The 22949-nt window shown below is 69.7% G+C and carries 21 protein-coding genes; 6 read left to right on the forward strand and 15 right to left on the reverse strand.

Annotated elements, in window-relative coordinates:
* Nucleotides 1-4 precede the first annotated feature (4 nt).
* Nucleotides 5-1081, reverse strand: coding sequence for a succinyl-diaminopimelate desuccinylase (gene dapE, locus AC6CID_RS02935; RefSeq protein ID WP_006550565.1), 1077 nt, complete (start codon nucleotides 1079-1081; stop codon nucleotides 5-7).
* A gap of 98 nt (nucleotides 1082-1179) precedes the next feature.
* Here dapE and dapD point away from each other — a divergent pair, with 98 nt between their 5' ends.
* A complete protein-coding gene (dapD, locus tag AC6CID_RS02940) occupies nucleotides 1180-2133 on the forward strand; it encodes a 2,3,4,5-tetrahydropyridine-2,6-dicarboxylate N-succinyltransferase (protein ID WP_006550566.1) in 954 nt (317 codons plus the stop codon).
* Between the two features lie 107 nt (nucleotides 2134-2240).
* Nucleotides 2241-3578 (forward strand): amino acid permease, encoded by a 1338-nt coding sequence (locus AC6CID_RS02945; RefSeq protein ID WP_220577881.1) that lies wholly within the window; start codon nucleotides 2241-2243, stop codon nucleotides 3576-3578.
* On the opposite strand, the gene AC6CID_RS02950 is transcribed toward AC6CID_RS02945, so the two are convergent.
* The 8 genes from AC6CID_RS02950 to AC6CID_RS02985 all read right to left on the reverse strand — a co-directional run bounded on the left by AC6CID_RS02950 (nucleotide 3547) and on the right by AC6CID_RS02985 (nucleotide 13437).
* Nucleotides 3547-5163, reverse strand: coding sequence for a substrate-binding domain-containing protein (locus AC6CID_RS02950; RefSeq protein WP_498353543.1), 1617 nt, complete (start codon nucleotides 5161-5163; stop codon nucleotides 3547-3549). The genes AC6CID_RS02945 and AC6CID_RS02950 overlap by 32 nt on opposite strands.
* 153 nt (nucleotides 5164-5316) lie before the next feature.
* Nucleotides 5317-6570 (reverse strand): PucR family transcriptional regulator, encoded by a 1254-nt coding sequence (locus AC6CID_RS02955; RefSeq protein WP_006550569.1) that lies wholly within the window; start codon nucleotides 6568-6570, stop codon nucleotides 5317-5319.
* 171 nt (nucleotides 6571-6741) lie between these two features.
* Nucleotides 6742-8172 carry an acyl-CoA synthetase gene (locus AC6CID_RS02960; RefSeq protein WP_498353544.1) on the reverse strand — a complete coding sequence of 477 codons (1431 nt, stop codon included), beginning with the start codon at nucleotides 8170-8172 and terminating at the stop codon, nucleotides 6742-6744.
* A gap of 57 nt (nucleotides 8173-8229) precedes the next feature.
* On the reverse strand, nucleotides 8230-8934 hold the full coding sequence (locus tag AC6CID_RS02965) for a rhomboid family intramembrane serine protease (RefSeq protein WP_220666025.1): 705 nt from the start codon (nucleotides 8932-8934) through the stop codon (nucleotides 8230-8232).
* Between the two features lie 49 nt (nucleotides 8935-8983).
* On the reverse strand, nucleotides 8984-10096 hold the full coding sequence (gene dapC / locus AC6CID_RS02970) for a succinyldiaminopimelate transaminase (RefSeq protein ID WP_308257052.1): 1113 nt from the start codon (nucleotides 10094-10096) through the stop codon (nucleotides 8984-8986).
* 22 nt (nucleotides 10097-10118) lie between these two features.
* Entirely contained in the window at nucleotides 10119-10442 is a 324-nt protein-coding gene (fdxA, locus tag AC6CID_RS02975; RefSeq protein WP_006550573.1) for a ferredoxin, read from the reverse strand.
* A 154-nt stretch (nucleotides 10443-10596) separates the two neighbouring features.
* Nucleotides 10597-13194, reverse strand: a complete 2598-nt coding sequence (locus AC6CID_RS02980) for a bifunctional FO biosynthesis protein CofGH (RefSeq protein ID WP_482127289.1) — start codon at nucleotides 13192-13194, stop codon at nucleotides 10597-10599.
* Nucleotides 13195-13239: 45 nt separating this feature from the next.
* On the reverse strand, nucleotides 13240-13437 hold the full coding sequence (locus AC6CID_RS02985; RefSeq protein ID WP_006550575.1) for an Rv3202a family protein: 198 nt from the start codon (nucleotides 13435-13437) through the stop codon (nucleotides 13240-13242).
* Nucleotides 13438-13538: 101 nt separating this feature from the next.
* Between AC6CID_RS02985 and AC6CID_RS02990 the strand changes: the two genes are divergently transcribed.
* From AC6CID_RS02990 to AC6CID_RS03000, 3 genes are read left to right on the forward strand one after another with little or no spacing between them, the layout of a single operon-like run.
* Nucleotides 13539-14096: a PH domain-containing protein gene (locus AC6CID_RS02990; protein WP_006550576.1), complete on the forward strand. Its 558-nt coding sequence runs from the start codon at nucleotides 13539-13541 to the stop codon at nucleotides 14094-14096.
* Nucleotides 14093-15598, forward strand: a complete 1506-nt coding sequence (locus tag AC6CID_RS02995) for a PH domain-containing protein (protein WP_220666028.1) — start codon at nucleotides 14093-14095, stop codon at nucleotides 15596-15598. The genes AC6CID_RS02990 and AC6CID_RS02995 overlap by 4 nt, the downstream gene beginning before the upstream one ends.
* Nucleotides 15595-16353, forward strand: a complete 759-nt coding sequence (locus AC6CID_RS03000) for a uracil-DNA glycosylase (protein ID WP_019288045.1) — start codon at nucleotides 15595-15597, stop codon at nucleotides 16351-16353. Before AC6CID_RS02995 ends, AC6CID_RS03000 begins: the two co-directional genes overlap by 4 nt.
* Here AC6CID_RS03000 and AC6CID_RS03005 read toward each other — a convergent pair.
* From AC6CID_RS03005 to typA, 5 genes are all read right to left on the reverse strand, one after another.
* Nucleotides 16310-16750, reverse strand: a complete 441-nt coding sequence (locus tag AC6CID_RS03005; protein WP_094980799.1) for a hypothetical protein — start codon at nucleotides 16748-16750, stop codon at nucleotides 16310-16312. The genes AC6CID_RS03000 and AC6CID_RS03005 overlap by 44 nt on opposite strands.
* Nucleotides 16751-16827: 77 nt before the next feature.
* Complete coding sequence (locus AC6CID_RS03010) at nucleotides 16828-16986, reverse strand: hypothetical protein (protein WP_006550580.1); 159 nt, start codon at nucleotides 16984-16986, stop codon at nucleotides 16828-16830.
* Nucleotides 16987-17072: 86 nt separating this feature from the next.
* Nucleotides 17073-17996: an N-acetyl-1-D-myo-inositol-2-amino-2-deoxy-alpha-D-glucopyranoside deacetylase gene (gene mshB, locus AC6CID_RS03015; protein ID WP_050993397.1), complete on the reverse strand. Its 924-nt coding sequence runs from the start codon at nucleotides 17994-17996 to the stop codon at nucleotides 17073-17075.
* The gene (locus AC6CID_RS03020) at nucleotides 17975-19993 is read right to left on the reverse strand and encodes an ABC transporter family substrate-binding protein (RefSeq protein WP_498353545.1); all 2019 of its coding nucleotides are present in this window, start codon (nucleotides 19991-19993) and stop codon (nucleotides 17975-17977) included. Before AC6CID_RS03020 ends, mshB begins: the two co-directional genes overlap by 22 nt.
* Before the next feature lie 79 nt (nucleotides 19994-20072).
* Nucleotides 20073-21959, reverse strand: a complete 1887-nt coding sequence (gene typA / locus AC6CID_RS03025) for a translational GTPase TypA (protein ID WP_006550583.1) — start codon at nucleotides 21957-21959, stop codon at nucleotides 20073-20075.
* A gap of 360 nt (nucleotides 21960-22319) precedes the next feature.
* Here typA and AC6CID_RS03030 point away from each other — a divergent pair, with 360 nt between their 5' ends.
* Nucleotides 22320-22496, forward strand: a complete 177-nt coding sequence (locus AC6CID_RS03030) for a hypothetical protein (RefSeq protein ID WP_006550584.1) — start codon at nucleotides 22320-22322, stop codon at nucleotides 22494-22496.
* Nucleotides 22497-22520: 24 nt separating this feature from the next.
* Here AC6CID_RS03030 and AC6CID_RS03035 read toward each other — a convergent pair whose 3' ends face one another.
* Complete coding sequence (locus AC6CID_RS03035) at nucleotides 22521-22943, reverse strand: (deoxy)nucleoside triphosphate pyrophosphohydrolase (RefSeq protein WP_024103420.1); 423 nt, start codon at nucleotides 22941-22943, stop codon at nucleotides 22521-22523.
* Nucleotides 22944-22949 lie beyond the last annotated feature (6 nt).

Below are 22949 nucleotides of genomic sequence, written 5' to 3' on the forward strand. Positions count from 1 at the left end.
CACGTTATCGGGTGAGATAGGAGCGCAGAACGGAGGTCACCTCGGTGATCCGCCCGACCTCGACGTGCTCGTCGCGCTTGTGCGCGAGGTTCGGGTCGCCCGGCCCGTAGTTGACAGCCGGGATCCCCAGCGCGGCGAACCGCGAGACGTCGGTCCAGCCGTACTTGGCCCGGAACTTCCCGCCCGCGGCCTCGACGAGCGCCGCCGCGGCCGGGTTCGACAGTCCGGGCAGCGCGCCGGGTGACATGTCGGTGAGTTCCATCGAGATCGCGAGACCGTCGAAGACCTCGCGGACGTGCGCGAGTGCGTCGTCGGGGCTGCGATCCGGGGCGAACCGGAAGTTCACGTCGAGCGCAGCGGCGTCGGGCACCACGTTGCCGGCGACACCGCCCTCGATGTGCACGGCCGACAGTCCTTCCCGGTACACACAACCGTCGATGTCGACCGACCGTGCCTCGTAGCGGGCCAGACGGTCGAGCACGGGAGCGAGCTTGTGGATCGCGTTGTCGCCGAGCCAGGAGCGCGCCGAATGCGCCCGCACACCGTCGGTCGTGATGCGCACCCGCAGGGTGCCCTGGCAACCGGCCTCGATCTCACCCGAGGTGGGTTCGCCGAGGATCGCGACGTCCGCGTCGAGCCAGTCGCGCAGTTCGGTCTCGATCCGTCCGAGCCCGTTGTACGCGGCCGCGATCTCCTCGCAGTCGTACATCACGATCGTCAGGTCGTGAGCGAGATCGGTGACGGTCGCCGCGAGGTGCAGGAAGACGGCATCGCCGGCCTTCATGTCGGAGGTGCCGCAGCCCCACATCAGGTCGCCGTCGCGCCGCGACGGCACGTTGTCGGCGATCGGGACGGTGTCGAGGTGGCCGGCGAGCATCACACGGCTGCCGAGTCCGCGGTTCGTCCGCGCCAGGACACAGTTGCCGTTGCGCACGACCTCGAAGCCGTCGGTCTGCTCGCGCAGGGCCGTCTCCACGGCGTCGGCGATGAGCGTCTCGTTCTGCGACACGCTCGGGATGTCGACGAGCGCGGCGGTCAGTTCGACGGGGTCGGCGTGCAGGTCCAGCTGCGGTACGGGCATACCTGCACGATACGAAACGCGCCTGTTCCTCAGACCCCGCACACGATTTTCTCAGGGGGGACACAGGCGCAGGACCGCCTCGCGTACGCTTCTCACCCGTGAGTGCACACGGAGCATCAGCAGTAGGCATCGCGAACATCACGGAGGACGGGACCGTCCTCGACACGTGGTACCCGGCACCCGCCCTCGGCGAGCCGAGCGAAACCGGAACGACGCGACTCGAGGGCACGGACATCCCGTCCGATCTCGCCCTGCTCGCCGGTCACGATGAGGCGCGCGAGGTCCAGCAGGTCGTGGTGCGCACCGACATCGCGGACCTGTCGAAGCCGCCCGTCGACACTCACGACGTCTACCTGCGCCTGCACCTGCTGTCGCACCGTCTCGTCCAGCCGCACGGGCTCAGCCTCGACGGCATCTTCGGCATGCTCGCGAACGTCGTGTGGACCAACTACGGCCCGTGCTCGCTCGAGAACTTCGAGACCGTGCGCTCCCGTCTGCGCATCCGCGGACCGGTGACGGTCTTCGGTGTCGACAAGTTCCCCCGCATGGTCGACTACGTCGTTCCGGCCGGTGTCCGCATCGCCGACGCCGACCGCGTCCGCCTCGGTGCGCACCTCGCGTCCGGCACCACCGTGATGCACGAGGGCTTCGTCAACTTCAACGCCGGCACGCTCGGCAACTCGATGGTCGAGGGCCGCATCTCCGCGGGTGTCGTCGTCGACGACGGTTCCGACGTCGGTGGAGGCGCCTCGATCATGGGCACCCTCTCCGGTGGCGGCAAGGAGGTCATCTCCGTCGGCAAGCGCTGCCTGCTCGGTGCGAACGCGGGCGTGGGCATCTCGCTCGGCGACGACTGCATCGTCGAGGCCGGCCTGTACGTCACCGCCGGTACCAAGGTCACCGGACCTGACGGCACCGTCGTCAAGGCCGCGACCCTCAGCGGCGCGTCCAACCTCCTGCTGCGACGCAACTCGGTGAGCGGCGCGGTCGAGGTCGTGCCGAACAAGGGCAGCGGAGTCGAACTGAACGCGGCTCTGCACGCCAACGACTGACTCTGCACCCACAACAGATTCGGAACCGAGAAACTGTGAGTGAAACCCAGCGGCCCGCGTCCGAGGCCGAACATCTCGGGAGCGGCCTGAAGGTCCGCCATCTGACCATGATGGGACTCGGCTCCGCCATCGGCGCGGGCCTGTTCCTCGGTTCCGGAGTGGGTATCGCCGCAGCCGGTCCGGCCATCATCGTCTCGTACCTGCTCGCCGGCGTGATGATCATCTTCGTGATGCGCATGCTCGGCGAGATGGGTGCCGCGCTGCCGGTGAGCGGTTCGTTCTCGCACTACGCGCGCATCGGAATCGGCCGCTGGGCCGGATTCAGCATGGGGTGGCTGTACTGGTTCATGCTGATCATGGTGCTCGGTGTCGAGATCACCGGTGCCTCCGCGATCGTGCAGTCGTGGCTGCCGGGCGTACCCCAATGGGTGGTCGCGCTGGTGTTCGTCACCTTCTTCGCGGTGGTCAATCTGGCGAGGGTCGCCAACTTCGGTGAGTTCGAGTTCTGGTTCGCGGCACTGAAGGTCGCGGTCATCCTCGGGTTCCTGGTGATCGGCATCCTGCTCGTGTTCGGTCTGCTTCCGGGCACCGAACCCGTCGGCACCACGCACCTGCTCGGCGACGGCGACGGTTTCGCGCCCAACGGGATCGCCGGTGTCGCGGCCGGTCTGCTCGCGGTGGCCTTCGCGTTCGGCGGCATCGAGATCGTCACGATCGCCGCGGCCGAATCGAAGGATCCGGAACGGTCCATCGCGACGGCCGTGCGCAGTGTCGTCTGGCGGATCTCGGTCTTCTACCTCGGGTCGATCTCGATCATGGTGCTCGTGCTGCCGTGGACCGCGGCGAGCGGTGAGACCTCCCCGTTCGTCTCGGTGCTCGACATCGCCGGCATCCCCTACGTGTCCGGCTTCATGGAACTCGTCGTGGTGATCGCGCTGCTGTCGGCGTTCAACGCCAACGTCTACGGCACCTCCCGCATGGCCTACTCGCTGGCACGCGGCGGCGACGGACCGGCCTGGCTCAGTAAGCTCACCCACCACGGAGTGCCCCGCAACGCGGTGCTCGTCTCGGTGTTCTTCGGCTTCGTCAGCGTGTGGCTCAACTGGCTGCTGCCCGACACCATCCTCGGGATCCTGCTCAACGCGGTCGGATCGGCGCTCATCGCGATCTGGTTGTTCATCGTCGTCTCGCATCTGCGGTTGCGCCGCAAGTTCGAGCGCGAAGGCACCATCCGCCTGCGCATGTGGCTGTTCCCCTATCTCAGCTGGTTCACGCTCGCGATGCTCATCGGCTTCATCGTGCTGATGCTGTCCGACAGCGCGGCCCGGGTCCAGCTCGCGTCGACCTTCGTGCTGTTCCTGATCATCACGGCGCTCGGCTTGCTCTGGCACCGCACCCACGACGACAAGACGGTCAGCCACCCGTCCGATCGGCCAGCGCAGTGAGCACGAGCTCGGTGATGTCGAGCGGATCGCTCGTCCGGTAGCTCACCCCTCCGGTCGCCGCGGCGATCTGCTCGAGGGTTGCGGTGTCCACGTCCTCACCGAGTCCGATCGTCACGATCCGTACCGGCCTGGACGGATCGTTCTCGTTCGAGAGGACCGCGAGCAGTTCGTCCTTCGACATCGCGGAACCGTTGTCGGCGCCGTCGGTCACCACGACGACACTGTTGGCCGCGCGCGGATCGTAGCTGTCCTGCACGTACCGGAAGGCCGCGAGGATCGTGTCGTAGAGCGCGGTGGTCTCGTCGGCCGTACCGGCCATCTGCGCGACGAGCGAGGTGAGCAGGTCGCGTTGGGTACCGTCGTCCACCACCGCATCGAAGCGCCGGATCGGTGCCGCCACGATGTAGTCCCCCGTTGCCTCGGCGCGGTCGTTCGGCAATGTGGCGTAGTCGCTCACTCCCCCACCGAAGAACCACAGGCCCGCTGAGACGTTCCCGGGCAGGACCTCGTTGGCGGCGGTCGCGGCGCGCCGGACCAGTTCGATCCGACTCTCGTCGCCGAGATTACGGTTCATCGACGCGGAGACGTCCACCGCGAACACGGTGCGCACGGGAAGCGCCTGCAACGCCCACACGTTCATCGCCTCCTCGGCGACGGTCTCGTCGTCGAGTTCGAGCACCGGCACCGCTCCCACACCGCGGCCGTCGGGCAGGGGTCGTCCGCCTCCGTCCCGGAAGCCGTGACGGGTCAGCCTGTCGAGTCCTTCGGACGTGTGCAGCGCGTCGGTCAGCGCCGTGGCGGCCGCCGCCGCGGCGTCGTGCCGTTCTCCGCGCGCCGTCACGACCACCGGATAGTCCACGAGCAGCGTCCCGGTGATGGGTACCTCGATGCCCAGTTCGCGCTTGTGGACGCTGCGATAGGTCTCGACCTGCTGTTCGGTGCTCACCACCGTCCCACCATCGGCGACGGTCTCCTCGAGCAAGGTCGATCCGGTAGGTACCTCCTCGTCGCGAACCCCCTCCCGCTCGGCGAGCGGCGCCATGACGGGACGGACCGTGCCCATCGCGACGGGATCGTCGGCGGCCTCGGCCAGCACGGCGCGGATGGCACCTGCCGCGGGACCGGAGCGCAATGGATTGCCGAAGACGAGACCGGGATCGGACAGGGCCTCCTGCCAGTCGGCCGCCGGTTCGACGGTGCCCGGCGCACCCGCGATCACGAGCGGCGTGGTGGCCAGCGGTGTCGACACCGTGCGCACCGGGCCCGTGGCGGTCTCACCCGCCCACGACGCCCACCAACCGCCCGCCGGGAGCCACAGGTCGGGAACGTCGTCGGTCGCCAGTCGCGCCGACACCTCCCCCGGTTCCTGTTCGACGACCTCGAACTCCGTACATGCGGATACCGAGGTCCCCTCGATCACCGGTGCGAGGTCGGCGGTGACCGCCACGGTGTAGCGCTCGGAGTCGTCGCACCCACTCCGCCGCTCCACGAACAGGAAGGCGACGGATCCGGCAGCGAGGACGAGGATCACGGCGACGACGAACCAGCGCGCCCGACCCCCGCCCGGCCGTGCATCCCCACTCACGCCGCCACGACGGCTCGGCGGATCCGACTCGGACGGTCCGGACTCCCCCGCCATGCGTCGGCCCCCTCGTGCTCACTCCGGGTGACGACCCTCGGTCGCCCGAGACCGATGATATAGACCGGCACGCCTCGGGAAGCCGAATCCGACGCGATATCAGCCCTGTTCGGAGCTCTCCAGTTCGAGTCGTCGAGCGATCAGCGCCGCCTGCAGCTGGCGCAGTCCGGAGGGCCGGGTGGGGTCGAATCCGGTGAGTTGCGCGACCCGCTTGAGGCGGTAGTCGACAGTGTTCGCGTGGACGTGCAGGGTCTTGGCCGTGAGCTGGCGGCTCAGGTCGTGGGCGATGTGCGTTTCCAGCGTCTCGACGAGTTCGGGTGATTCGTCGAGCGGGTCGAGGACGCGTGCGAGGTGACGGCGCGCCGGTCCGGGCCGCGTGAGCTGGTACTCGAGGGCCAGATCCTGCATACCGTAGGCCCCGACCGCACGGCCGAGCCGTCGCACCAGATCGAGCAGTTCGTGGGCCTGCTTCGCCGCGGTGGGCACCTCCCGGACGGGGGCGTGGACGAGAGCGATCGTGACGGACACGCCCGCGACGGTCTCGATGCGCTGCCGGAATTCCTCGATCGCCTCGGTCGAGGGCGATTCGGGGAGCAGGACGGTGCCGCCCTCGGGGCCGAGCATCGCGAGGTGGCGGCCCTCGCAGATCGCCTCGAGTTCGGTCTCGACCCGGCGCAGGGTGCGCCGCGCGACGACCTCCGGCCGCACGTGCGGATTGCGTTCGTCGGGATGTCGGGTGAGCGAGACCGCGAGCACGGTGTAGGTGTCGGCGAGCACCAACCCGGAGCGTTGCGCCACGGCCGCGGCGTCCTGCCCGCTCAGCAGCGCGGCGACCAGTTCCTGCGCGGCGACGTCGCGTTCACGGCGGATGGCGTCGAGTTCGGCGACGAAACCGGTGGTCGCGGCGACGGTGACCTTCTCGAGCAGCGCCATCCACAGGCGGGACGCGTCGGCGACGGAGGAGACATCGCCCTCCCGGGCCCGATCGGTGACCAGCTCCCACCCGAGACGGATGCCTTCGTGATAGATCCGGAGCATGTATTCGAGCCGGAAGCCGGCGCGGGCCCACTGGGCTGCGCTGCTGCGCAGGTCGGCGAGTTCCGCGTCGGAGGGTAGTTCTCCGGAGTCGAGGAGATGGATCGCGATGCGCAGGCAGCGCACGGTGACCTCGGTGACGTCACCGCGCAGCGATTCGCCCGGTCGCAGCGAACACGGCGCCACGTTGTCGGCGAAGTGCGCCACGAGTTTGCGAGCCACGGCAGGCAGATCGCGCAGCGGAACGGACGCGGGCTTCCCGTCCACCAGGAAGAGCGGAGCGTTGTCACCGTCCCCCCGACGATCGTGCCCGGTCACCCGGACCTGATCCGTTACAGACATCCCTCGAACCCCCATCGAAGTGAGTAGATCTACATACGGTGCAGTAGAGAATCCGCCTCGCAGTGTGACACATGCAACCCCTGTGACCGATTTTCCACGAAGTTCCGGTGACAGGAACCTGCCCGCGGGCGCTCCCCACCGACCCTGTCAGCCCAGTTTCTTCTTCTGCACCTTGCCCATCGCATTGCGTGGAAGGTCACCCACCACACGCACCTCCCGGGGCCGCTTGTGCACGGAAAGCTGTTGTGCGACAAGGTCGATCAGTTCCGACCCGTCGACTTGGGGGCCGTCGGCGGCGGGCACCACGAACGCGACGATCCGCTGACCGAGGTCGTCGTCGGGCAGGCCCACCACGGCCACCTCCCGCACCGCGGGATGACCGAGCAGAACGGTCTCGATCTCCCCCGCACCCACCCGGAACCCACCGGTCTTGATCAGATCGGTCGACTCGCGACCCACGATGCGGTGGAATCCGCCCTCGTCGACGGCCGCCACATCGCCGGTGACGAACCATCCGTCCTCGGTCCACGCGGCCGCGGTGGCCTCCGGCCTGTTCAGGTAGCCGTCGAAGAGCATCGGTCCACGCACCTGCAAGACGCCGATGCTCTCCCCGTCGTGGGGCACGTCGCGGCCCTGCTCGTCGCGCAGGCGCGTCTCGACCCGGGCCACCGGCGTGCCGACCCAGCCGGGACGGCGCTCGCCGTCGACGCGCGTGCTGAGCGTCAGCATCGTCTCGCTCATGCCGTAGCGCTCGATCGGAACCAGTCCCGTGAGCTCACGCAGTCGTTCGAAGACCGGCACCGGCAGCGGCGCGCTGCCGGAGACGAGCAGTCGCGCGCCGCTGAGCGCGCGGGCGGAGTCCTCGTCCTCGACGACGCGTGTCCACACCGTCGGCACCCCGAAGTAGAGGGATCCCTGCGCTTCGGCGTAGGCCTGCGGAGTGGGCTTCCCCGTGTGGATCAGCCGGCTGCCCACCCGCAGGGCTCCGACCACACCGAGCACGAGTCCGTGCACGTGGAACAGCGGCAGCCCGTGGACGAGCGTGTCGCGCTCGGTCCAGGCCCACGCCTCGGCGAGCGCGTCGATGCCCGCGGCGATCGCCCGGCGGCTCAGCAGCACACCCTTCGGAGCGCCGGTGGTCCCGGAGGTGTAGAGCACGAACGCGATTCGCGCCGGGTTCGGCTCGGGCAGGTGGTGCCAGTCGCGGGCGTGCAGGCGGACCGGCAGGCTCGACAACTGCGGAACGTCGGGATGCTGCACCTCCGGCGCCGGACCGAGCCAGGCCTGCGCGTCCGAGTCCGTCAGGATGTGGGCGAGTTCGGCGGGCCCCGAGTCCGGTGGCACCGGCACCACGGTCGTCCCGGCGAGCAGGGCACCGGTCACGGCGACGACGGTGGTCGCGCTCGGAGTCGCGAGCACGGCCACCCGATCGGCGCGCGCCACCCGCGCCGCGACGGCGGTGGCCGCGCCGAGCAGATCGCTGCGGGAGAAGGTGTGGCCGTCGATACGGACGACGTCCGGGAGATCGTCGCCCCGCGCGACGGCCAGCGGATTCAGCGAACGAAGCAGTGCAGACACGACAGCCACGATTCCATATCGATGCCGCAGCCTCGCGGGGGCGGTCGGGTGTGGCGGTCAGGTGTGGATGCCGCCGCGCGCCGCGGATATCGATGTCCGCGCCAGATGTGCCGGGGGAAGCACGGTGGCCAGGACCGCGCCCAGCAGCATTCCGACGAGGACGGCCACGCCGTGCGCATCGCCCGCGATCACGAGGACCACACCGAGAAGGAAGGTCGCCGCGGAGGCGACGAGCAGCGAGCGTGTCGCTCCGACGACCGGCCACAGTCCCGCGAGGGTCGCGGCCGCCGCGAGCGTCGCGCCGGTTGTTCCCGCGCCGTCGGACGGGAAGACGAAGGTGGTGAACAACCCCCACAGCACCTGGCCGACCAGGAACAACCCGAGTGCGCGGTACCACCCCCACACCCGCACGATCGCGATGGCGACCACCGCGAGCAACAGCAGGTTCACGACGGTGAGGAGCACGCCGCCGTCCTCGATCAGACCTGCGGTGAGGACGCGCCACCACTCCCCCGAGTCCCGGGTGCGGACCGGCTGCCGCCGGAAGACGTCGAGCAGTCCCGGGAAGACCAGTCGCGCGAGCGAGGCCACCGCGACCACCGACCACAGGATCGTCGCCGCGACCGGCGGAGGCCACCAGAACGATCGCGTCGTCGCGTGCACGGAACTTCCCGCATGGGAGCGTGACGCGCTCACCGCAGCGATGGCCACCACGGCGACGTAGAGCACCCACAGCAGCGGATCCTCACCGGACGAACTCACGGGGCCAATCTACCGGCGAGCTGCTCGCTGAGCGGTGCGTCGGCGCGCTCTATCGGCGCAGTCGGGCAGCGGCGGCGTCGATGGCGTCGTCGGTCGCGGTGAGCGCGATCCGGACGTGCAGGACACCTCCGGGACCGTAGAACTCGCCGGGTGCGACGAGGATGCCGCGGTCGGCGAACCAGTCGACGGTCGCGCGGCATCCCTCACCGCGCGTCGCCCACAGGTACAGGCCCGCCTCCGAATGGTCGACGGTGAAGCCGGCGCCGCGCACGGCCCCCAGGAGCACCTCGCGACGCTTGCGGTACTTCTCGCGCTGCGCGTTCTCGTGCTCGTCGTCGTTCAGTGCCGCGGTCATCGCAGCCTGGATCGGCAGCGGCAGCATCATGCCGGAGTGCTTACGGACCTCGAGCAGGTCGGCGACGAGGTCGGCGTCGCCGGTGACGAAACCGGCCCGGTAGCTCGCGAGATTGGAGGTCTTCGACAGCGAGTGCACCGCGAGGAGGTTGGTGTGGTCGCCCCCGCACACGTCCGGGTGCAGGATCGACAGGGCCTCACACTCCCAGGTGAGCCCGAGATAACACTCGTCGGAGACGACGATCGCGTTGCGGCTGCGCGCCCAGTCGACGACCTTGCGCAGGTGGTCGGGTCCGAGCACCTTGCCGGTGGGGTTCGACGGCGAGTTCACGAAGACCAGCGACGCGACCTCGGGGCCGAGGCGGGTCAGCCCGTCGGCGCGGATGATGCGGGCACCGGCGAGCAGCCCGCCCACCTCGTAGGTCGGGTACGCCAGTTCGGGGATCACGACGAGATCGTCGGCACCGAGGCCGAGCAGCGACGGCAGCCAGGCGATCATCTCCTTGGTGCCGATCGCCGGCAGGATCGCCGAGTCGTCGAGACCGGTGATGCCGTAGCGACGTTCGAGCGCACCCACGGCCGCCCGCCGCAGTTCGGCGGTGCCGTGCGTGGTCGGGTAGCCCGGCTCCTCCGCGACGGAGACGAGCGCCTCCCGGATCACGGGGGCGACCGGGTCGACCGGTGTGCCCACCGACAGGTTGACGATGCCGTCGGGATGCGCCGCTGCCTTCGCCTTCGCGTCGGTCAGGGAATCCCAGGGGAAGTCCGGCAGGCTCTTCGCCACCGAACGGCGGACACGCGTGCTCACGAAAGTTCCACCGGTCCGTTCGTCACTCTTCGCCCATGGGAGGGAGATTCTTGACGAACGGCGGGTCGTAGTCGACCTTGCCGAGCTTCGCGGCGCCACCGGGCGAGCCGAGATCGTTGAAGAAGTCGACGTTGGCCTTGACGTACTCGGACCACTCGTCCGGGACGTCGTCCTCGTAGAAGATCGCTTCGACGGGGCACACGGGCTCGCACGCACCGCAGTCGACGCACTCGTCGGGGTGGATGTACAGCATGCGACCGCCCTCGTAGATGCAGTCGACGGGGCACTCCTCGATGCATGCCTTGTCCAACACGTCCACGCACGGTTCCGCAATCGTGTACGTCACTGCTGTTCTCCCTGCCTCTCTGTAAGCCCGCCGACCTGCGCGGTCTCGCCCGAGCGGGCACCCTCGGCGCCCACGGTCCTCCAGTATCCCCCGTGCCCGTGCCACACACCGGAGTAAGGGTCCCCTACTTCAGAGTGCAGACCGTCGAGGCGGGTCAGCCCGCGGTGACCGGGAGCTCGATCGGCGTGTACGCGGTGGTCCGTTGGCGCGCCGGCCGCCCGATGCCCTCGGCGATCGCGACCAGTTCGGCGACGGTCTTCTCCGAACCGTGCTGCGAGCCCGCCATGCGCGAGATCGTCTCCTCCATGAGCGTGCCGCCGAGATCGTTCGCCCCGCCCTCGAGCATGGCCTGCGTCCCGGCGACACCCAGCTTGACCCAGCTGGTCTGGATGTTGTCGATCCGGCCGTGCAGCATGACCCGGGCGAGGGCGTGCGCGGCACGGTTGTCGCGCATGGTCGGGCCGGGACGCGACGCGCCGGCCAGATACAGCGGCGACGACTGGTGCACGAAGGGCAACAGCACGAACTCGGTGAATCCGCCCGTGCGGTCCTGGATCCCGCGGATCACCTCGAGGTGGCCGACCCAGTGGTGCGGCTGGTCGACGTGCCCGTACATCATCGTCGAGCTCGATCGCAGGCCCACCTCGTGCGCGGTGGTCACCACCTCGATCCACTCGGCGGTCGGGAGCTTGCCCTTCGTGAGCACCCACCGCACCTCGTCGTCGAGGATCTCCGCGGCGGTGCCCGGGATGGTGTCGAGCCCGGCCTCACGCAGTTCGGTGAGCCAGTCCCGGATCGACGTGCCGCTGCGCGCGACACCGTTGACGATCTCCATCGGCGAGAACGCGTGGACGTGCATCGACGGCACCCGCGCCTTGACGGCGCGGACGAGATCGGCGTAGCCGGTCACCGGCAGTTCCGGATCGATACCGCCCTGCATGCACACCTCGGTGGCGCCGGCGACGTGCGCCTCCCACGCCCGGTCGGCGACCTCGCTCGCCGAGAGGGTGAACGCGTCGGCGTCGCCCTTGCGCTGCGCGAAGGCGCAGAACCGGCAGCCGGTGTAGCAGATGTTGGTGAAGTTGATGTTCCGGTTGACGACATAGGTGACGTCGTCGCCGACGGTGTCGCGGCGCAGCTGGTCGGCGAGCGCCACGAGTGCTTCGAGACCGGCGCCGTCGGCGTTGGCGAGGGCGATGTACTCCGCTTCGGTGCAACCGCCCGGATCCCGTTCCGCGGAGCGCAGCGCCGAGAGCACGTCGCTGTCGAGCCGCACCGGTGCGGAGGCGCCCAGCTCGAGCACCTGTTCGCGGACGGTCTCCCAGTCGCCGAAAGCGCTCCCGAGATCGGACCGGTGCTCGGTGTTGCGTCCGGTCACGTCGATCTCGGAGTTCAGATCGACGCGACCCGACGACTCCCAGTCGATGTCGGGTTCCTGCCAGGGCAGTCCGGACGGGATCACCTCGCGCGCGAGGCCCGTGGCCGGATCGGCGAGGGCGTGCACGTGCGCGGTGATGCGCGGATCGATCCACGGCTGCCCGGCGAGCACGTACTTCGGCTGCGCGGCGATCCGCTCGGTGAGCTCGAAGCCGGCCTCGGAGCTCAGGCGCGCCAGGGTGTCGAGATTCGGCCAGGGCCGTTCGGGGTTGACGTGATCGGGCGTCAACGGCGAGACACCACCCCAGTCGTCGACACCCGCCCCGAGCAGCGCTCGGCACTCGTCGAGCGAGACGAGATTCGGCGGGGCCTGGATGCGCATTCCCGGCCCGAGGACGAGCCGCGCAACGGCGATCGCGGCGAGGAACTCGCCGAGATCGGCGTCGTCGTGCTCGCGCATCGCGGTGTCGTCCTTGGCGCGGAAGTTCTGGACGATTACTTCCTGGATATGACCGAATGCCTTGTGCGACTTACGGATCGCGTGGATCGATTCGGCACGCTCGGTGAAGTCCTCACCGATGCCGACGAGGATGCCGGTGGTGAACGGCACCGCGAGTCGGCCCGCATCGGTGAGCACCCGCAGCCGCACCGCCGGATCCTTGTCGGGGCTGCCGTAGTGGCACTGCCCCTTCTCGGTGAACAACCGTTCGGAGGTGGTCTCGAGCATCATGCCCATCGACGGGGCGACCGGCTTCAGCCGCGAGATCTCGGCCCAGCTCATCACCCCGGGATTGAGGTGCGGCAGCAGACCGGTCTCCTCGAGGACGCGGATCGCCATCGCTCGCACGTAGTCGAGGGTGGAATCGTAGCCGCGCTCGTCGAGCCACTGCTTCGCTTCGGGCCACCGGTCCTCGGGCCGGTCGCCGAGTGTGAACAAGGCTTCCTTGCAACCCAGTTCGGCTCCCTGACGGGCGATCTCGAGGATCTCGTCGGGTTCGAGATACATGCCGTGACCCTCGGCGCGGAGCTTGCCGGGGACGGTGACGAAGGTGCAGTAGTGGCATCGGTCCCGGCACAGCCGGGTGATGGGGACGAAGACCTTGCGCGAATAGGTGACCGTGCCGGATCGACCCTCCGCGAGAAGGCCGGCATCGCGCACCCGCGCCGCCGACGCACAGAGATCCTCGAGATCGGCACCCCGGGCCTGCAGCAGGACCGCCGCTTCGTCGACGTTCAGTGCGACCCCGTCGCGAGCCCGACGCAACGCTCGACGCATTCCCGAGGGAGTCGCCGTGGATCGGTGCGCAGCGCCGGGACGCACGGTGGGGGTCGGGAGCATCGCGGACTGCGGGGTGTCGTCTGCGGAATCGGTCATGGGCCCGATCATGCGCCTACGAGCACCCCCATGCCACTTCGGGGTCTATCCGCGCGGGTAGTCGTCGTCCGCCGGGACTTCGCGGGACTGCTCGTAGGTGTCTGCCGGGTCGGCTTCGAGGGGCACGTCCGAAGGCAGGTCGTCGGCAGGATCGTCGTAGACGGGAATGGCCTGCTCGAGCCGGTCGGCCTCGGAATCGTTGTCGGACTGGATCTCGATGCCGAGCGCATTCGACTCCGTCATTGCGATCTCCTCCTGATAGGGCCCGATCGTGAGATCGGATCGGGCGAGTCCGGCCGGGTTCTACGGATCCCAGCCTAGCGTGGAACCGGACACGGGGCCCGATGGAGCAGGAGGTGCGGGTGGAGGACGACGAGAGTTCGCCGGCGGGGTCGGCCGACAACACGGCAGCGACGAGCGTGGTGATGAGGGAACCGTCGTGGCGGCCGAGCCCGAAGGCGCGTGTGCTGTGGGCCGTGAGTGCAGCGCTGATGTGGTTGCCGCTGGTCGTCGCGCAGGTCGTGTGGGTGCTCGTCACGCCGGTGGGCGCCGGGTGGCACGTCGCCGCCGCGGCCGCGACCGTCGTCCTCGGTGGACTGCACGTCGCGGTGGTGCCGGTCTGGCGATACCGCGTCCATCGCTGGGAGATGGACGAGACCGCGGTCTACACGCGTTCGGGTTGGTGGACGCAGGAGCACCGCATCGCACCGATCTCCCGGATCCAGACCGTCGACACCGAGCGTGGACCGCTCGACCGGTGGCTCGGCCTGACCACCGTCACCGTCACCACCGCCTCGGCGGCGGGTGCGGTGGAGATCGTCGGGCTCGACAGCCGGGTCGCCGACGAGACCGTCGCTCGCCTGACCGCACTCGCGGCGAGCTCGGAGACGGACGCGACATGAACGACGCCCTCGTGGCCGGGACGGACGAGGAGGTGCCGTGGTCGCGTCTCGATCGCCGGATGCTGCTGATCCACCCGATCGAGGAGATCCTGCGCCTGCTGCCCGTCCTCGCAGGCTCGTTCGTCATCGGGTCCACCAGCGGCAATCCCGTGTGGGGCCTCGCAGCGATGGGCGTGCTCGTGCTGGTCGGTCTGCTGCGCTGGTTCACCACCACCTACCGCGTAGGACCAGAGCACGTCGAACTCCGCCGCGGCCTGCTGCAACGACGCGAGTTGTCGATCCCCCGCAGCCGCATCCGGTCGGTGGACGTCGAGCAACGCCTCCTGCATCGCGTGCTGGGCCTCGCGGTCGTGAAGATCGGCACGGGTCAGAGCGGGGGCGCCGATCGCAACCGGTTCGAACTCAACGGCCTTCCGATCGCAGCAGTCCCCGAGCTCCGTGCCGTTCTCCTGAGGGGTGGGCAACAGGACGACGTGCCGGTCGAGACGACCTCGACCGCTGCCGTCACCGAGCGTCAGCTGGCGCGATTCGACCCGGCCTGGGTGCGCTACGCGCCGTTCTCCACGACGGGACTGCTCGCCATCGCGGCCGTCGCCGGTGCCGCCTTCCAGTTCGGGCTCGGCCGGTGGATCGCCGAATCGCAGGTCGTCCGCCGCGCGGTGGAGACCGCGGAAGACCTCGGCCTGGTGGTCGCGCTCGTGATCCTCGTGCTGGTCGTCGTGCTCGTCGCCAGCCCGGCCGCGTGCGTGCGGTACCTGCTGCTCTACGGCGATCTGCGGGTAACCGACGACCAGCGGGTCCTGCGCATCGCGCACGGCCTGCTCACGACCCGTCACACCACCCTCGACCGGGCGCGGCTGCGCGGGATCGCGCTGCACGAACCGCTGGCGCTGCGGCTCGTCGGCGCCGCACGGCTCGACGCCGTCATGACGGGCAGAACCGCGCAACAGGGCGGTTCGTCACTGGTCCTGCCGTCGGCGCCCGACGGGGAGGTCCGGCGGGTCGCGGCCGAGGTGCTCACCGGGGGGCTGCCGCTCGACGTTCCGCTGCGCAGTCACGGTCCCCGTGCCCGGCGTCGCCGCTACACGCGGACGCTGTGGCCGGTGGCCGTCGTGGTCGCCGCCGGGCTCGTCGCCCTGAGCGTCACCGACCGGCACGTGCCGTTCGCCGTGATCGCCACGGTGGTCGTGGTGCTGGTCGCGGGGGCGTGCGCGCTGGCGCAGGACCGCTACCGGGGTCTCGGCCACGCCGTCGTCGACGGACATCTCGTCGCCCGCAGCGGTTCGATCGACCGGCAGCGCATCTGTCTCGATGCGGACGGTGTGATCGGCTGGACGGTGCGGCAGACCTTCTTCCAGCGCCGTGTCGGTCTCGCGACCGTCGTCGCGGCGACGCCGGCGGGTGCGGGACGCTACGAGGTGATCGACATCCCCGTGGACGAGGCGTGGGCGCTTGTCCAGGAGGTCACACCGGGTATGGGAGAAGCATGGATCGACCGATGAAGCCGACATCCGGCAAAGGCCCCCTGCACGGCACTCCCCCGGCGACGCTGGCCGAGCTCGACGACGCGCTCGTCGACTGCCACGCGTGTCCGCGGCTGGTCGCATGGCGTGAGCAGGTCGCGCGGGAGAAACGAGCGGCCTTCCGCGACGAGGAGTACTGGGGCCGGCCCGTCCCGGGCTTCGGCCCGGCCGATGCGTCCCTGCTGATCGTCGGGCTGGCGCCCGCCGCGCACGGCGGGAACCGCACAGGACGGATGTTCACGGGCGACCGGTCGGGCGACGTGCTGTACGCGGCCCTGTACGACGCGGGACTGGCGTCGCAACCGACCGCGACGCACATCGGCGACGGCCTCGAACTGTTCGGCACGCGCATCACGTCGCCGGTGCACTGCGCGCCACCGGCCAATCGCCCCACGGTCGTCGAACGCGACACCTGCCGGCACTGGCTCGAACAGGAACTCGACCTGCTCTCCCCCACGCTGAGGTCGGTCGTCGTGCTCGGCGGGTTCGGGTGGCAGGCACTACTGCCGGTCCTGTCGGCGGCGGGGTGGACGATTCCGGTTCCCCGCCCCAAGTTCGGGCACGGCGCACATGTGCTGCTCGCTGCCACCGAGGCGCGGGAGCACCCGTTGCACCTCTTCGGTTGCTATCACGTCAGCCAGCAGAACACCTTCACCGGCCGGTTGACGAAGGAGATGGTGACCGAGGTGCTCAGGGACGCGGCGCGGGCTGCGTCCCTCCCACTGCCTGGGTGATCTCCCTGATGCGGGCCGAGAACAGGTAGCCGCCGGCGGGGGCGAGCGCGGCCACGGGCAGCAGCAGGGTCCGCCAGTCGCCGAGCGCGAGCTGGTCGCCGCCCGGCCCACCCACGAGGCAGACGAGGAAGACGACGGCCCAGGCCAGCAGCGGCAGGGCCGCGCTGCGCAGGGATCCGGTCTCGGCGCGGAGGGCCATCACCAGCAGCAGGTTGACGAGGCCGGCCAGCAGGATGGTGATCGGGAAGGGCGCTCCGGCGATGTACACGCCGAGATAGAAGACCGACAACAGGGCGCACAGCGCACCGTCGAGCACGAGCAGCGCGACGAGCCCCCGGCGGGGTTGGACGCCCACCGGTGACGCGAGGGGTGCAGCGGTTGCTGGATCGACCGTCATGCTTCGATGGTGCGCTACCGGACGCGCCCGAGCACAACCGGGGTCCGCGGAACCATCCGCGACCCACGCACGGGACGTCAGGGAACCGGCGGGTATCCGAGCATGGTGAGCAGCGCGCTCTGCTGGTCGGCGAAGGAGTACAGAGCGTGCCAGTAGTCGGCCCGGATCTCGTCGGCGTACGGCCTCAACGACTCCACGAACGCGACGATCTGGTTCTGGACGGACCAGTTGTACATCGACAACCCCCTGACGGTGTGCCTGCGTGGTACGCGAGGCCGGGTGACGCGAACCACCCACAGCCTCGTTGATGACTCGGGTCACACTAGCCGATGCCGGAGAAGAGGTCGTCCTCTCGTCCCGTGGAGTCGGTCAGGCCGAGCTGCCCGCGCACGAGCACGAAGTGCTCCTGGTCGAAGACGGGCTGGGCGACGAGGTTGGAGAGCACGAACTGCTCGCCGTCCTCCGCGACCAGCACCTGGGTCGTGTGCGCGGCCATCGCGGTCCGCTTCGCGTCGAGAACCGAGCGGACGTCGACGACGGTGGTGACCTCGTCGTCGGGCACGCTCGGCAGTTCGCCGGCCTCCGGTCGGCGCCAGCCGTCGGGCAGCGTGCCCATGGCGGCGATGCCGCGTTCGAGCGCGGACCGTTCGGCGACGGTCCAGTACACCTTCGCGGGGGTCCACGCCGCCCCGGCGGACGGATAGTCCTCGGTGCCGGCCGCTTCGACGGCCGCGGTCACCCGTTCGTGCACCGCGATGTGGTCGGGATGCCCGTAGCCACCGAACGGGTCGTAGGTGACGACCACGTGCGGACGCGTCTCGCGGATCACGGCGACGAGCGCCTCGATCGCCTCGTCGCGGTCGGCGTTGACCCAGGCCCGAGGATTGTCGGCGGACGGGGTGCCCGCCATCCCGGAGTCGCGCCAGTGCCCGGCACCGCCGAGAAAACGCGGTCGCTCGACGCCGAGCGCGTCGAGCGCCCGGGTGAGTTCGAGGATGCGGTATCCGCCGAGCTGATCGGCGCGGTCGGCGGTGAGCTGGGCCCACTCGTCGCCGATCACTTCGCCCTCCTCACCGAGCGTGCAGGTCACGACGGTGACCTCGGCGCCCTCGGCGACGTACCGGGCGATGGTGCCGCCGGTGGTGAGGGTTTCGTCGTCGGGATGGGCGTGGACGAGCAGAAGTCGTCGATCCGCAACGTCGGGGAGAGCTCCCGGAGCATCGGTCACGGTGTGGTCCTTCCCCACAGATGGGCGTCGCCGAGAATACCGGTGGCGACGGCGGCTGTCAGCGAGACGTTCTCGACGCCCGGACCGGCGGCGACAACGGCCCGGTCCTGCAGGATCGGCAGATTCACCGCGAGATCCCACAGCCTGGCCTGCGCGTCGGCGACGACCTTCGCCGGGTCGGTGGTGCCGTTCAGTGCAGCGAGCAGATCGGGTTCGAGACCGGGATCGCACGCACCCGAGAGGTTGCTCGGAGCCTCGAGCTGCGCTGCGAGCGCATCCTCACGTTCCTCGACGTCGTCCTCGTCGAGCGTGGTGGTCGCGGGGTCCGACGACTGTGCCGCCTCCGCCGTCCCGGGGGCGTCGGGCTGCGCCGGGAGGTCGGACTCGGGCACGGTCGGCAGGTCCTCCCCCGCCACGGTGGGTGCTGCGGCCACCGGGACGCATCCGAATCGGGACAGCGCGGCGGTGGCAGGGTCTCCACCGGCACGCATCCAGCCGACGACCGCGTGCACGGTGCCCTCGACGAGGGCTTCGCCGTACAGCTCGTCGGGGGGAAGTTCGTCGACCGATGCGTCGATCCCGGCGCCACGCCACAGGTCGACGGCGGTGCCTGCGACGGCGCGGGCGGTCTCGTCACCCTCCGGCACGCCCACGACCAGCGTCAACGGCACGCCGGCCCGGGCCAGGGTGCCCTCGGGCAGGGCCGGCCCGTCGGGAGTTCTCGGTCCGGGAGTCGCGCTCGTCGGCGCCGCCGTCTCGGATGCCGCCGTCTCGGATGCCCCCGTCTCCGGTGCAGCGGCCTCCGGCGCTTCGGGGCCGGGTGCGCCGGGGTCCGTCGGCACCGGGGGCACGGCAGGCGGGACGGGTAGATATCCGGCCTCGGCGAGACGTCCGAGGGCCTGCTCCCGGGACAGACGCGCCGGCATCGTGTCGGTGTATCCCGGATCGGACGGCGCGAGCACCTGGGCCCGCGCCCGCACGACCCCGGTGCTGTTGGCCGTGGCGACAAGTCCGAGCAGCTCGGGGTCGAGCAGGTCGAGTATGCCTCGCCGGACGACCGGGTCGGCGAGTTCGGCGGTGCGCGTGTTGAGGGTCAGATCGAGGGTGCGCGGCTGGAGCTGGACGCCGGTCCGCACACCCGGCACGGCGGCGAGCTGCGCCTCGAGAGCGACACCGCCCGCGCTCTGGACCACTTGGGCGTCGTCGCTGCGCACCGATTCGGTCACCTGGGCGTCGGTGCCGGCGCGGCGCATGATCAATTCGTCGGGTCCGGCCGGGGTGCCCCAGAACCGGTCGTTGCGTTCGAGCAGCACCTCGGCGCGCCCCCGATCGACGTTGTCGACGTGGAATCGCGCGCCGGACACGGGAATCGTCTCGGACAGGCCGGTGGAAAAGCCACCCGGAGTGTCCTTGACCAGGTGCGCGGGCAAGAGATTCGTGAACAGTTCGCGCCAGGCCGGATACGGCTCGCGCAGGGTGACGGTGACAATCTTGCCTCCGCCCGACGATCGGATGTCGTCGATGAGGCGGTAGCCGGCAGGATCGACGACGCCGGGCTGGGTGATCATCTGCCGCCACAGATACCGGAAGTCCTCGGCAACGATCGGCGCTCCGTCCGACCACTGGGCCTCGTCGCGCAGGCGGTAGGTGATGGTGAACGGCGCCTCGTCGGTGACCTCCGCGGACAGCAGCAGCGAGTCGTCCGGAACCCACAGTGCTGCAGCGGGATTCTCCGGATCGGGCACGGCCCGGAAGGCACTCGGGAGCACGAGTTCGGCAACGGCGTTCGCGACGGGCGACTGGTCTGCGAGCAGGTGGGGGTTGAAGCCCGAACCGACCTCGTCGATCGCGACCACCACCGTGCTGCGCTTCGGAGCGGGAGCCGGGGTCGTGGTCGGCTCCGTCTGCTCGATGGGCGGCGGCGGGTCGGCGGTGCAACCGGTGAGGACCAGCGCAGCCACGGCCAGGCCGGCCGTCGCCCCGATCAGTCGGCGACGAGCGCGCGTACGCGACACTCGGGCTCCTTCCGTGAGGCAGGTGGTACGTGGGTGGCCCCGGCCAGCATGCGCTCGCCGGGGCCACCCCACACCTGGACTACTTGTTACGGGCCTTCTCCCGCGACCGCGCACGCGCACGGTCGGTCTGCGAGAGGTGCAGCTTGCGCACGCGCACGTCCTCCGGCGTGACCTCGACGCACTCGTCCGCAGCACAGAACTCGAGCGCTGCCTCGAGGGTCAGCTCGATCGGCTTGGCGAGGGTCTCCATCACGTCGGCGGTCGAAGAGCGCATGTTGGTGAGCTTCTTCTCGCGGGTGACGTTGATGTCGAGGTCCTCGGCGCGCGGGTTGATGCCCACGACGTGGCCCTCGTAGGTGTCGCTGCCCGGTTCGACGAAGAAGGTGCCGCGGTCGGCGAGCTGGATCATCGCGAACGGGGTGACCGAGCCTGCACGGTCGGAGACGAGCGAACCCGTGTGGCGGGCGCGGATCTCGCCGGCCCACGGCGCGTAACCGTGGAAGATGGCGTTGGAAATGCCGGTGCCGCGGGTCTCCGTGAGGAAGTCGGTACGGAAACCGATCAGACCGCGCGACGGGATGATGAACTCCATACGAACCCAGCCGGTGCCCTGGTTGGTCATCTGGACCATCTTGCCCTTGCGGTTCGCGAGCAGCTGGGTGATGGCGCCGAGGTGCTCCTCGGGGCTGTCGATGGTCAGCTCCTCGTAGGGCTCGTGGAGCTTGCCGTCGATGGTGCGGGTGACCACCTGCGGCTTGCCGACGGTCAGCTCGAAGCCTTCACGGCGCATCTGCTCGACGAGGATGGCGAGGGCGAGTTCGCCTCGGCCCTGCACCTCCCACGCGTCGGGGCGTCCGATGTCGAGGACGCGCAGCGAGACGTTGCCGACGAGCTCGGAGTCGAGCCGCGTCTTCACCATGCGAGCGGTGAGCTTGTGGCCCTTGACCCGGCCGACGAGCGGCGAGGTGTTGGTGCCGATGACCATCGAGATGGCCGGCTCGTCGACGGTGATGCGCGGCAGCGCCACCGGGTTCTCCGGATCGGCGAGCGTGTCGCCGATCATGATCTCCGGGATGCCGGCCACGGCGACGATATCGCCGGCGACCGCGACCTCGCCCGGCTGCCGCTCGACACCGACGGTCTTGAGCAGCTCGGTGATCTTGACGTTCTTGACGCCGTCGGCGTGCATCCACGCGACGGTCTGGCCCTTGCGCAGCTCACCCTGGTGGATGCGCAGCAGCGCGAGACGACCGAGGAACTCGGAGGCGTCGAGGTTGGTGACGTGGGCCTGCAGCGGCGCCGACGGATCACCCTTGGGTGCGGGGATGCACTCCATGAGGACCTCGAAGAGCTCGTCGAGGTTCTCGGCGTCGGGGACCTGGCCGTTCTCGGGCTGCTTCTTCGAGGCCTTGCCCTCACGACCGGAGGCGTAGAGGACGGGCAGCTCGAGGGCGAGCTCGGCGGCTTCGGCGGCCTCGTCGTCGAGGTCGGACGCGAGGTCGAGCAGCAGGGTCTGGCTCTCCTCGACGACCTCGGCGATGCGGGCGTCCGGGCGGTCGGTCTTGTTGACCACGAGGATCACCGGCAGCGACGCGGCGAGCGCCTTGCGGAGCACGAAGCGGGTCTGCGGCAGCGGGCCCTCGGAGGAGTCGACCAGCAGGACGACGCCGTCGACCATGGACAGGCCGCGCTCGACCTCACCGCCGAAGTCGGCGTGGCCGGGGGTGTCGATGACGTTGATGACAGTGACGGTGCCGTCCGGGTGGTGACGGTGCACCGCGGTGTTCTTCGCGAGAATGGTGATGCCCTTCTCGCGCTCGAGGTCGCCCGAGTCCATGACCCGGTCGACGAGTTCCGCACGTTCGGCGAACGCGCCCGACTGGCGCAACATGGCGTCGACGAGAGTGGTCTTTCCATGGTCGACGTGCGCCACGATGGCGACGTTCCGAAAATCAGCGGTGCTCACGCGATAGCTCTCCTGGCTGTAGTCCGGCCACACGGCACTGGACCCGGTCGGCACCTCGCCCGTACGGCGTTCGTCTCGATGGCCGCGACGCGAGATTGCGAGCTACCTGCCCCGTCCGATTCTCGGCGTGCAGGCACTGCGGCCGTCAATACACTTTACAGGCCGTTCGTCGGTCGCCGCTTCTAGCTCATCAGATACCCGCAGGTCGGCGACGATCGGGGTGACGCTCGACACTCCCCCAGGAGACGTAACCGCCGAATCCGGCACCACATGCACCCCTGGGTCCGCGAGTAAGGGGATGCTAACCTTCGCTCGCCGGTGATTCGCCGCGCGCAGGACCGTGGAAGGCAGGCGGGACGTATGGGGAAGGTGAAGGCGAGCAAGGTCGCAGGCCTGAAGCCGAAGAAGAAGTGCTGCCGCAAGAAGACGCGGTGCCTCAAATGCCCCGTCGTCGTCATGCGCATGAAGAAGGTCGAGAACGACGGGCTCAGCAAGAAGGAACTGCGCAAGTATCTCGACAAGGCCCGCGCCGCCTGACCACCAGGCATGCGCCGTATGACCTCAGCGCCGCAGATGTTCGCGTAGATCGGGAATCCACGCACGATCGGCCGGGACGAGATCGACCTCCCCGAGTTCGTCCGCGTCGACCCACCGCAACGCCGCGTGGTCCAGCGGCTCGGGATCACCCGAGACGAGTTCGACCCTGTAGGCACACAACTCGCGACCTCCGGCCAACGGCACCGCGACCCCCAGTCGCTCCGCACCGCGCACCTCGACACCGAGCTCTTCCCTCAGCTCCCGCACGAGCGCCGCCTCCACGCTCTCCCCCGGTTCCGCCTTGCCTCCGGGCAACTCCCACAGGCCCGCGAGGTCGACGGGCCGCGTGCGCTGGGCGAGCAGCACGCGTCCGTCCCGGATGACGGCGCCGGCCACGACGTGCCCGTCGGGCGCCGGTGTACTCGCGGACGATGTGCTTGCAGACATGACGTG

Source organism: Rhodococcus sp. GQ147 (assembly GCF_059759155.1).

Coding starts and splice junctions, on each gene's coding strand:
- dapE (WP_006550565.1), bottom strand. CDS start 1,081: ATGCCCGTACCGCAGCTGGACCTGCACGCCGACCCCGTCGAACTGACC.
- AC6CID_RS02945 (WP_220577881.1), top strand. CDS start 2,241: ATGATGGGACTCGGCTCCGCCATCGGCGCGGGCCTGTTCCTCGGTTCC.
- AC6CID_RS02980 (WP_482127289.1), bottom strand. CDS start 13,194: ATGACCGATTCCGCAGACGACACCCCGCAGTCCGCGATGCTCCCGACC.
- AC6CID_RS02985 (WP_006550575.1), bottom strand. CDS start 13,437: ATGACGGAGTCGAATGCGCTCGGCATCGAGATCCAGTCCGACAACGAT.
- AC6CID_RS02990 (WP_006550576.1), top strand. CDS start 13,539: ATGGAGCAGGAGGTGCGGGTGGAGGACGACGAGAGTTCGCCGGCGGGG.
- AC6CID_RS02995 (WP_220666028.1), top strand. CDS start 14,093: ATGAACGACGCCCTCGTGGCCGGGACGGACGAGGAGGTGCCGTGGTCG.
- AC6CID_RS03000 (WP_019288045.1), top strand. CDS start 15,595: ATGAAGCCGACATCCGGCAAAGGCCCCCTGCACGGCACTCCCCCGGCG.
- AC6CID_RS03005 (WP_094980799.1), bottom strand. CDS start 16,750: ATGACGGTCGATCCAGCAACCGCTGCACCCCTCGCGTCACCGGTGGGC.
- AC6CID_RS03010 (WP_006550580.1), bottom strand. CDS start 16,986: ATGTACAACTGGTCCGTCCAGAACCAGATCGTCGCGTTCGTGGAGTCG.
- AC6CID_RS03030 (WP_006550584.1), top strand. CDS start 22,320: ATGGGGAAGGTGAAGGCGAGCAAGGTCGCAGGCCTGAAGCCGAAGAAG.
- AC6CID_RS03035 (WP_024103420.1), bottom strand. CDS start 22,943: ATGTCTGCAAGCACATCGTCCGCGAGTACACCGGCGCCCGACGGGCAC.